Annotated in this window: 6 protein-coding genes and 1 pseudogene; 4 read left to right on the forward strand and 3 right to left on the reverse strand. The window is 70.8% G+C overall.

The features are described 5' to 3' along the window. Nucleotides 1–5: 5 nt before the first annotated feature. Nucleotides 6–1646 (forward strand): thiamine pyrophosphate-binding protein, encoded by a 1641-nt coding sequence (locus CQ044_RS18850; RefSeq protein ID WP_105689886.1) that lies wholly within the window; start codon nucleotides 6–8, stop codon nucleotides 1644–1646. Beyond that, nucleotides 1643–2596 carry an agmatinase gene (gene speB / locus CQ044_RS18855; RefSeq protein WP_105689887.1) on the forward strand — a complete coding sequence of 318 codons (954 nt, stop codon included), beginning with the start codon at nucleotides 1643–1645 and terminating at the stop codon, nucleotides 2594–2596. The genes CQ044_RS18850 and speB overlap by 4 nt, the downstream gene beginning before the upstream one ends. Nucleotides 2597–2651: 55 nt before the next feature. Here speB and CQ044_RS18860 read toward each other — a convergent pair whose 3' ends face one another. The 3 genes from CQ044_RS18860 to CQ044_RS18870 form a co-directional block, all read right to left on the reverse strand. Further along, on the reverse strand, nucleotides 2652–3032 hold the full coding sequence (locus CQ044_RS18860) for a DUF779 domain-containing protein (protein ID WP_105689888.1): 381 nt from the start codon (nucleotides 3030–3032) through the stop codon (nucleotides 2652–2654). Between the two features lie 82 nt (nucleotides 3033–3114). After that, complete coding sequence (locus tag CQ044_RS18865) at nucleotides 3115–4665, reverse strand: aldehyde dehydrogenase family protein (protein WP_105689889.1); 1551 nt, start codon at nucleotides 4663–4665, stop codon at nucleotides 3115–3117. A 260-nt stretch (nucleotides 4666–4925) separates the two neighbouring features. After that, the gene (locus tag CQ044_RS18870) at nucleotides 4926–6254 is read right to left on the reverse strand and encodes a GAF domain-containing protein (protein WP_258133374.1); all 1329 of its coding nucleotides are present in this window, start codon (nucleotides 6252–6254) and stop codon (nucleotides 4926–4928) included. A 143-nt stretch (nucleotides 6255–6397) separates the two neighbouring features. Here CQ044_RS18870 and CQ044_RS18875 point away from each other — a divergent pair. Both CQ044_RS18875 and CQ044_RS18880 read left to right on the forward strand, forming a co-directional pair. Then, nucleotides 6398–6706, forward strand: a pseudogene (locus tag CQ044_RS18875) (PadR family transcriptional regulator); the annotation flags it as partial. Nucleotides 6707–6831: 125 nt separating this feature from the next. Then, the coding region (locus tag CQ044_RS18880; RefSeq protein ID WP_105689892.1) for a hypothetical protein at nucleotides 6832–7909 on the forward strand (1078 nt) is incomplete at its 3' end.

Raw genomic sequence — 7909 nt, forward strand, 5'->3', positions numbered from 1 at the left:
AACAGATGACCATCGAGACCGACTCCTACGCCGACACCGCCGGCCGCGCCGTCCTGGAGACGATCCGCGGCTACGGGGTGACGGCCGTGTTCGGGATCCCCGGCACGCACAACCTGGAGTTCTACCGCCCGCTCGCCGATCTGGGGTTCCGGGTCGTGACCAACCGGCATGAGCAGGGATCCGGCTACGGCGCCGATGGGTGGGCGCAGCAGACCGGGCTCCCCGGCGTCGTGATCACCACCTCCGGTCCCGGATTGCAGAACGCGATGAGCGCCGTGGGAACGGCGTTCTGCGAGTCGCGTCCGCTCATCGTGCTCTCCCCCGGCGTCGCCCGCGGCGCGGAGTTCGCCGACGTCGGAACGCTGCACGAGACGAAGGACGCGTCGGCGATGGTCGGCGCGATCGCCGAGTGGTCGCGCCGCGTCGGCTCGGCCGCGGAGGCGGTCGCCGCCGTGCACGACGCGTTCGCGCTTTTCCGCACCGGGCGCCCGCGGCCCGTGCACATCGAGGTGCCGCTGGACGTGCTCGAGGCGCCGGCGGGCGTTTCCGCGGCGGATCGCCTGCCGCGGCCCCTTCCCGCCGCCGAGGGCGGAGACGCGGCGGCGGTCGCCGAGGCCGCCGCGCTGCTCGGTGCCGGGAAACGGCCGGTCATCGTCGCGGGCGGAGGAGCGACACGTTCCACTGAGGCGCTCACCGCGCTCGCCGAGCGCCTCGGCGCTCCCGTGCTGACCACGCTCAACGGCAAGGGCGCGGTCGATGAGCACCACCCGCTCGCCCTCGGCGCGAACCTGCGCCTCCCGGCGGCCCGTGCGGTCGCCGAGGACGCCGATGTGCTCCTGGTCGTGGGATCCAAGCTCGGCGAGGCCGAGCTGTGGGCGCCGCGGCTGGAAGCGCGCGGCGCCGTCGTGCGCGTGGACATCTCCGCGGCGCAGCTCGCGAAGAACCTGGTTCCCGCGGTCGGCATCCGCGGCGACGCCCGCGCCGTGCTCGAGCGGATCCTGGAGGCCCTGCCTCCCGTCACGCCGCGCACCCCCGCCCTCGACGACGCGCGCACAGCGATCCTGCGGGAGATCCGCGAAACCGCTCCGGCGACCGTCGCGCTGGCCGAGGAGATCGCCGCGGCGCTGCCGGAGGACGCGATCGTGGCGGGCGATTCGTCTCAGATCGTCTACCTCGCGCTCGCGAACGTGCTCCGCCGCTCCGGCCCGCACGCCATGCTCTACACGCCCACCTACGCGACGCTCGGCTACGGCCTGCCCGCGGCCATCGGCGCCCGCGTCGCCCAGCCGGAGCGGCCCGTGGTGGCCGTGGTCGGCGACGGCGCGCTCATGTTCGCGGTCAACGAGATCGTGACGGCCGTCGAGCAGCGGCTCGACCTCACGATCGTCTGCGTCGACAACGGCGGCTACGCCGAGATCCGGCAGAACGAGGTGGATCGAGGGATGACCCCGGTCGGCGTCGACCTCGTGCAGCCGGACTGGCCCGCTCTCGCCCGCGCCTTCGGCGCCCACGGCGAGCGGGTCGACGCCGTCGACGACCTCGCCCCCGCGATCCGCGCCGCGATCGCGGCCGGCGGCGTCCGGCTGGTGCATGTCGTGCAGCCCGCCCCGCATCACTCCTCGGAAGAACAGAAGGACCGTCCATGACCACTCCGATCGGCCCCGTCGACGCCTCCCTGAACCCCCGCTATGCGGGCTTCGCCACCTTCGCCCGGCTGCCGCGGCTGGAGGAGGTCGACCACGCCGACATCGCCGTGGTCGGCGCACCCTTCGACTCGGGGGTGAGCTACCGCCCCGGCACACGGTTCGGACCGTCGCACGTGCGCGAGTCCTCGCGGCTGCTGCGCCCGTACAACCCGGCTCAGGACTTCTCCCCCTTCGCCCGGACGCAGGTCGTCGACGCGGGTGACATCGCGCTCAACCCGTTCGACATCACCGAGGCCGTCGAGGAGACCGACCGTGCCGTGACCGCCCTCGGCGAGCGGGTGTCGCGGATCGTGACGATCGGCGGTGACCACACCCTCGCCCTGCCGCTGCTGCGCTCGGTCGCCCGCACGCACGGCCCCGTCGCCGTGCTGCACTTCGATGCGCACCTGGACACCTGGGACACGTACTTCGGCGCGCCCATCACGCACGGCACCCCGTTCCGCCGTGCGAGCGAAGAGGGCCTCATCGACATGACAGCGAGCTGCCACGTCGGCACGCGCGGCCCGCTCTACGACAAGAGCGACCTCGAGGACGACGCCCGCCTCGGATTCTCGATCGTGACGAGCGAGGCGATCGAGGAGCACGGTGTCGAGGCCGCGATCGAGCGGATCCTGAGCCGCATCGGCGACGCGCCGCTGTACGTCTCGATCGACATCGACGTGCTCGACCCCGCGCATGCACCCGGCACCGGGACTCCCGAGGCCGGCGGCCTCACCAGCCGGGAACTGCTCCGGATCCTGCGGAGCCTGCGCGACACGAACATCGTCGGCGCCGACGTCGTCGAGGTGTCGCCCGCCTACGACCACGCCCAGATGACCGGCATCGCCGCGAGCCACGTCGTCTACGAGCTCATCACGCTGCTGTCGATGCAGATCGATCGCAACCGCTGACACCAGCGGGTTCCGGGGGCAGGCCGTCGCATCGACGGCCTGCCCCCGAGACCGTTCAGGCCAGGGCGAAATGCTCCAGCTCGGCCTGATCGAGCATCCGCGAGCGGGTCAGGAACCTCTTGCCGGTCGGCGACTCGACGCTGAAACCGGATCCGCGCCCGTCGACGACGTCGATCGTGAGGTGCGTGTACTTCCAGTACTCGAACTGCGACTCGGACATGAAGACCGGCACCGTCTCGTCGAGCCCGACCTCGAGGTCGCCCAGCAGCACGTCTCCGGATCCGGTCAGGAACATCCCCACCGGATAGCACATGGGCGCCGATCCATCGCAGCAGCCCCCGGACTGATGGAACATCAGAGGTCCGTGCTGGACCGTGAGCGTGCGCAGCAGCGCCGCCGCCTCCTCGGAGACGTCGACGCGGTGGAACTCGGGCATCACCCGCTCCTCTCTGGTGCCCCAATGGTCGTTGAGCGACGCTTCGAATCGCTCAACGACCGATGGTGGGGACGGATCCGGATCAGAAGAAGCCCATCGGCCCCTCGGCGTACGAGACGAGGAGGTTCTTCGTCTGCTGGTAGTGGTCGAGCATCATCTTGTGGTTCTCGCGGCCCACGCCCGACTGCTTGTATCCGCCGAACGCGGCGTGCGCCGGGTACTGGTGGTAGGTGTTCGTCCAGACGCGGCCCGCCTCGATCGCCCGGCCGGCACGGTAGGCCGTGTCTCCGCTGCGGCTCCAGACACCGGCGCCGAGGCCGTAGAGCGTGTCGTTCGCGATCGAGATCGCATCGTCGAAGTCGGCGAAGCTCGTGACCGACAGGACCGGGCCGAAGATCTCCTCCTGGAAGATCCGCATGTCGTTGGTGCCCTCGAACACGGTCGGCGCGACGTAGTAGCCCTCGCTGAGATCGCCGCCCAGGTCGACGCGCTCCCCTCCGGTGAGGAGCTTCGCGCCGCCCTGCTTCCCGATGTCGATGTAGCTGAGGATCTTCTCGAGCTGATCGTTCGACGCCTGTGCGCCGATCATCGTGGTGAGATCCAGCGGGTTGCCCTGCACGACCTTCTTCACGCGCTCGAGGCCGTCGGCGAGGAAACCGTCGTAGATCGAGCGCTGGATGAGTGCACGCGAGGGGCAGGTGCATACCTCGCCCTGGTTCAGCGCGAACATCGTGAAGCCCTCGAGCGCCTTGTCGTAGTACGGGTCGGCGGTCGAGCTCGCGACGTCCTCGAAGAAGACGTTGGGGCTCTTGCCTCCGAGCTCGAGCGTGACCGGGATGAGGTTCTGCGACGCGTACTGCATGATCAGGCGGCCGGTCGTGGTCTCGCCGGTGAACGCGACCTTGCGGATCCTCTTGTGCTGCGCGAGGGGAGCCCCGGCCTCGATGCCGAAGCCGTTGACGATGTTCACGACGCCCGCGGGGAGCAGGTCGCCGATGATCTCGAAGAGGAACAGGATCGATGCCGGGGTCTGCTCGGCCGGCTTGATGACGACGCAGTTGCCTGCGGCGAGCGCCGGAGCGAGCTTCCACGTGGCCATGAGCAGCGGGAAGTTCCACGGGATGATCTGACCGACCACGCCGAGCGGCTCGTGGAAGTGGTACGCGACGGTGTTCTCGTCGAGCTGGCTGATCCCGCCCTCCTGTGCGCGCAGCACGCCGGCGAAGTAGCGGAAGTGATCGACGGCGAGCGGGATGTCGGCCGCGAGCGTCTCGCGCACGGGCTTGCCGTTCTCCCACGTCTCCGCGATCGCGATCGCCTCGAGGTTCTGCTCGATCCTGTCCGCGATCCTGTTCAGGACGTTGGCGCGCTCGGCGGGACTGGTCTTGCCCCAGCTCGCGAACGCCTTCCAGGCGACGTCGACGGCGCGGTCGATGTCCTCGCTCGTGCCGCGTCCGACCTCGGTGAACGGCTTGCCGTTGACGGGGCTGACGTTCTCGAAGTACTGGCCCTTGACGGGTTCGACGAACTCGCCGCCGATGTAGTGCCCGTAGCGCGGGCGGTAGTTCGCGAGCGCGCCCGGCTGCCCTGGTGCCGCATAGGCGGTCGACACGCTCTCCTCGATGATGGTCATCGCGTCTCCTTCGACGTTCCGCGGCTGCATCGCCGCGCGGGTTGATGTGTGCCTCGACGGTAGGCGCGCGGACGTTGCACCCCGGTGCGTCACGTTGCAACGGGTTGCGGCCGCTGCCCGATGAGGCCGGCGCCCTTCGTCTCGTCGCTGCGCTCCTCGCTCAGGGACCGTTGCCTGGCCCGCTCCCACCGGTCCCTGAGCGAGCGAAGCGCCCGGTCCCTGAGCGATCGAAGCGAGACGAAGGGCGGCCCGGATCCGGGTCAGGCCTGCTCGAGGCGCTCGATCCGGCCGACGAGGCCCGCCCGCTTCGGCGAGCGCGCAGGCAGGAGCTCCAGGCAGAGCCGCAGGATCTCGGCGTCTTCGGATCCCTCGGGGATCTCGGCGTACGACAGCAGCACATCGATGCTGGCCTCGGTGCGCATCGTCTCGCGCAGCGTCGAGCGCACCGTCTCGCGGTACTCCTCCACGCCGGGGGAGGTCGAATCCGGCAGCACGGGGCCGCGGTAGGCCGAGAGCGCCACCCGGTGCGCCCCGCGGTCGAGCAGCGACAGCACGTCCTGCGCGTCGGTCTCCAACGGCACGGGCAGCCGATACGGGCGCGACTCGGGCACGAGCGCGGGCCAGATCCGCTCCAGCGCCTTCCGCAGGCGCACGATCTCGGGCCGCAGGGTGTCGGCCGAGGATCCTTCGCCGTAGACCAGCTCGGCGAGGCGCTCGGCGGACAGGCCCTGCCGGTGCACGGCGAGCAGCAGCAGGATCTCGGCGTGCCGAGCGCTGAGCTCGACGACGCGCTCGCCATCGCCTCCGGAGACCTCGAGCCTGGCGCGATCCCTGCCCAGGACGCGCAGAGCGGCACGGTCGGGAACAGGGCGCCGCCGCGCGGCCGGGGCGGAGAGACCCGTGGGCTGAGCCCTGGCCCGCAGCCGGGCCACGAGCAGCTCGGCCTCGACGGCGCGGGCGGTGGCGTCGACGAGCATGCGCGCCTGCGGGCTCGCCGCTTCGGCTCCGCCCGTCACATCGATCACGCCGAGGATGCGCCGGTCCTCCGGATCGAACACGGGCGCGGCGGTGCACGACCAGGGCTGCACCAGGCGGTTGTAGTGCTCGGCGCCGCGGATCTGCACCGAGGCGCCCAGCTCGAGCGCAGTGCCGGGGGCGGAGGTGCCGACCGCGCGCTCCGACCAGTTCGCGCCCTCGACGAAACCCATCTCGCCGGACAGGATCCGCTGGTTCAGGTCGCCCTCGACCCACAGCAGACGGCCGGCGTGGTCGCCGACCGCGACGATGACGCCCGAATCGTCGGCGGATCCGGGAAGCAGCAGGGCGCGGATCGTGTCCATCGCACCCGCGAGCGGATGCGCACGCCGATAGGCGTCGAGGGCGTCCGCGGTGAAGTCGAGCGGAGGGAGACCTTCTGCGCCGACCCGCTGGCGCCAGGACCTCTCCCACGACTCCCGCACGAGCGAGCGCACGTTCTGCAGCCGCCCGTCGTCGATGTTGCCCGCGACGAGCTCCTCGTGCGCGCGCTCGATGAGCAGACGCGACGCCGCGGGCGCGGGCTCGCGGGAGGGCTGCCAGCCAGAGGACACAGGGTCTCCGATCATCGGCGACGGAGTGGGTCCAGTGTACGACCGCGGGTGAGGCTGCAGACTGTGCCGCTCTCGGCACTACTGCGCGTCGCGTGGTAGTGTGCGGAGCGACGCAGCCACGAGGCCGTGGCGGAGGAGGCGGAATGGATACGACGCAGCTGCTGAAGGGCGTGCTGGATCTCGCGGTGCTCGCCGTCGTGCGCGACGAGGACGGATACGGCTACGACATCGTGCGGCGCCTCCGCGACGCGGGCATCGGCGATGTCGGCGATGCCTCGGTCTACGGAACACTGCGCCGCCTGTATTCGGGCGGGGCGCTCTCGAGCTACGTGGTGCCCTCCGACGGTGGGCCGCACCGCAAGTACTACGCGATCACCGCGCAGGGCAAGCACATGCTCGACGAGCAGATCGCGACGTGGTCGCACTTCGCGGTGGCGATGTCCGGGCTGCTCGCCCCGCACGTCCCGCCCTCGGCCGCCGCTCCACCTGGATCCGCCGCGGCCGTCGGCGCCGCAGGACCCGCCCTGTTCCATCCCCCCGCCGAACCCACCGGGATCCTCTCCGAAGGAGCGCAGCGATGAACGAGACCACCCTGGCCGCCGCGGAACGGATCCGCGCGTTCGCCGATGCCGTCCGCGCGCAGCTCGCGGACCTGCCGGACGAGGACGTCGACGACCTCGTCGAGGGCCTCGTCGGAGACCTCACCGATCAGGCCGCGGACCACGACGGCGCGATCGAGCTGGGCGATCCGGCCGCATACGCCGAGGAGCTGCGTTCGGCGGCCGGTCTGCCCGAGCGAGGTCCTGTGGCGGGGACGAAGACGCCGTGGCACGAGCGCATCGCCGCGACGGCGGGACGCGCGACGGGGCGGATCCGGTCCTCCGCGTTCGGCGCCTGGCTGCTGGATCTGCTGATCGCCTTGCGTCCGGTGTGGTGGGTGCTGCGTGGACTCGCGCTCGCGGGGTTGATCGCCATTCCTGCGGGCCTCGGCCCGCGCACGATCGTCGGCTACGGCGGCTTCCCTGCACAGGTCTTCACCTGGGCTTTCTTCGCGGCGATCGTCCTGGTGAGCGTGCAGTGGGGACGCGGCCGCTGGCTGCCGAAGAACGCACTGCGACACGTGCGCACGGTCGCGAGCATCGTCGCCGTGCTGTTCCTGCCGCTGTTCTTCTCTCCTGTGGTGTTCGGAATGTGGAACGCGATCCTCTACCCGCCGAACGCGGGCTATCAGCCGCCCCCCGGACTGCTGCTCGACGGCAACCGGATCGGCAATCTGTTCGTCTACGACAAGGACGGCAACCTCGTCGAGGGGGCGCAGCTGTACACCAACCGGGGCACACCGGTGAACCTCTTCGGAGAAGAGAGCGAGAACATGGATGACGCGATGGGGTGGATCCACGACGTCGATGGCCCGAACACGGTCGTGCCGATGCGCGATGCCCAGGGACGGCCGGTCTGGAACGTCTATCCGCTGCCCCTCCGCAGCTACAAAGACATCCAGGGCGGCAGCCGCGGCTCGGTCATCACGCCCCAGCCCCCGTTCCTGCGCGCACCGGATCGCGCGCTCACCACCACGCCCGCGCCCTCACCGGGCTCGACGATGCCGCCCACACCGACACCGTCACCGCGGCCATCCGACGCCGCACCGACCCCCA

The organism is Microbacterium sp. MYb64 (assembly GCF_002979495.1).
In the GTDB taxonomy this organism is placed as follows: Bacteria; Actinomycetota; Actinomycetes; order Actinomycetales; family Microbacteriaceae; genus Microbacterium; species Microbacterium azadirachtae_A.

What these genes read in the sequence shown, in the direction of transcription:
- CQ044_RS18850 (WP_105689886.1), top strand. Translation starts at nt 6, where the DNA reads ATGACCATCGAGACCGACTCCTACGCCGACACCGCCGGCCGCGCCGTC.
- speB (WP_105689887.1), top strand. Translation starts at nt 1,643, where the DNA reads ATGACCACTCCGATCGGCCCCGTCGACGCCTCCCTGAACCCCCGCTAT.
- CQ044_RS18860 (WP_105689888.1), bottom strand. Translation starts at nt 3,032, where the DNA reads ATGCCCGAGTTCCACCGCGTCGACGTCTCCGAGGAGGCGGCGGCGCTG.
- CQ044_RS18865 (WP_105689889.1), bottom strand. Translation starts at nt 4,665, where the DNA reads ATGACCATCATCGAGGAGAGCGTGTCGACCGCCTATGCGGCACCAGGG.